This window comes from Streptomyces durbertensis (genome assembly GCF_014156695.1).
In the GTDB taxonomy this organism is placed as follows: domain Bacteria; phylum Actinomycetota; class Actinomycetes; order Streptomycetales; family Streptomycetaceae; genus Streptomyces; species Streptomyces durbertensis.
Genome location: NZ_WMLF01000692.1, coordinates 1 through 1812, shown reverse-complemented (window position 1 = coordinate 1812; position 1812 = coordinate 1). Strand labels below are relative to the sequence as shown.

Genomic DNA, 1812 nt, shown 5'->3' with positions numbered 1-1812 from the left:
GGGTGGTGCTGTGGGCGGGCGGCGCGGGCGACAGACCCGACCGGGTGGTGACCCTGCCGGACGGCGATCGACGGCGAGTACCGCTGTTCCGGACGGTCCGGCAGGCGCGGGTCTACGTGAGCCGGCACGGGAGACGACTGGCCACTCCCGAGGCCGACACCCTGGAACTCGCGCGTGTCCAGCGCTGGTTGGCTGCCCCGGAGCGTCGGAGCCTCCCCGCGGCCCGCGCGCTGGAGGCGTGGAACTTCTTCGAGGACCTGGCACGAGGGCTCGGCGGGGAACACCCGCTGCCCGCGCGGACCGCCGTGCAGGACAGCGCGTACGAGAAGCTGTTCGGCGGCGGGAGCGGCGCGTGGACGCCCGCCGAACACGATGCGGCGTCGGAGCTTCTCGTGGCCGGCGTACGACTGTGGGTCCGCTGCCCGGTCGTCGAGAGGCCGCGGCTGGGCCGGACGGCGTAGCGGGGCGCGCGGTGGGTGTGGCGGCGGCCGAGCCTGGTCCGGTAGGCCCCCTCCGCCGACCGGGAGAACCGCCGTGCCGCTGCCCCGCTCCTCACGTCTGAGGCTGTCCGTCGCCACGCTGGTGGCCGGCGCCTGCCTCATCGGACTGATCTCCGCGCCCGCGCACGCCGGCGGGCCCTCCACCGACCCGGAGCCCGACCACGGGTACGGCCCCGGCCACAGCCACGGCCGTCCGGACGGCCGGGACCCGGCGCTCACGCGGCAGCTGCGGGAGCTGGTCGCCGCCCCGGGCGGCCCGCCGGGGGTGATCGCCGTGCTGGAACGCGACGGGCGGCCCGAGGTGTACCGCGCGGGCGTCGCCGAACTGGGCACGGACCGGCCGATCGAGCCGACCGACCACACGCGGACCGCGAGCACCAGCAAGGCGTTCAGCGGCGCCGTGGCGCTGCGCCTCGTCGACGGCGGCGCGCTGCGCCTGGACAGCACCCTCGGCGAGGTGCTGCCCGACCAGCCCCGCGCCTGGCACCGCGTCACCCTGCGGCAGCTGCTGAACCACACCAGCGGGCTGCCCGACTTCTCCGCCGACCCCCGCTTCGTCGAGCTGCTTCTGGAGGACCCGCGCCGCCGGTTCGACTCCCGCCGGCTGCTGGACTTCGTGGCCGACAGGCCGCTGGAGTTCCGCCCCGGCACCCGCTACCGGTACTCGAACTCCGACAACATCGCCGTGGCGCTGATGGCGGAGGCGGCGACCGGGCAGCGGTACGAGAAGCTGCTCGCGAAGCTTGTCCACCGTCCTCTCGGGCTGCGGCGGACCAGCCTCCCGCAGGGCTACGAACTGCCCGAGCCGTACATGCGCGGCTACGCCGTCGCGGCGGGCGAGCCGCCACAGGACGTGTCGGAGGCGGTCAGCGCGTCCGGCGCCTGGGCGTCGGGGGGCATCGTCTCCACGCCGAAGGACATGACCGCGTTCGTGCGCGGCTACGTCGGCGGCGAGCTGTTCTCGCGCGCGGCGCGGCGCGAGCAGCGCCGGTGGATCGAGGGCGCGTCCGAACCGGCCGGCCCGGGGCGGAACGAGGCGGGCCTCGCCGTCTTCCGCTACACGACGCGCTGCGGCGTCGTCCACGGCCACACCGGCAACTTCCCCGGCTACACCCAGCTGATGGCCGCCACGCCGGACGGCAGCCGCTCCCTCGCCTTCTCGGTCACCTCGCAGATCAACGAGGCGGCCGACCCCGCTCTCCTCGACCGACTCCGCCACGTCCAGGAGAACTTCGTCTGCGCCCTGCTGCGCGACTAGACCGGCGAGGGCCCGCCCGGCGCCGGACCGGCCGGGCGGGTCATCGCCGTCACC

At 75.6% G+C, this 1812-nt stretch carries 2 protein-coding genes; both read left to right on the top strand.

The features are described from left to right. Positions 1–461 (top strand): hypothetical protein (locus GL263_RS28680; protein WP_228456835.1); only part of this gene is annotated, 461 nt, incomplete at its 5' end. 73 nt (positions 462–534) lie between these two features. Then, on the top strand, positions 535–1758 hold the full coding sequence (locus tag GL263_RS25960) for a serine hydrolase domain-containing protein (RefSeq protein WP_323379565.1): 1224 nt from the start codon (positions 535–537) through the stop codon (positions 1756–1758). The last annotated feature ends 54 nt before the right edge of the window (positions 1759–1812 follow it).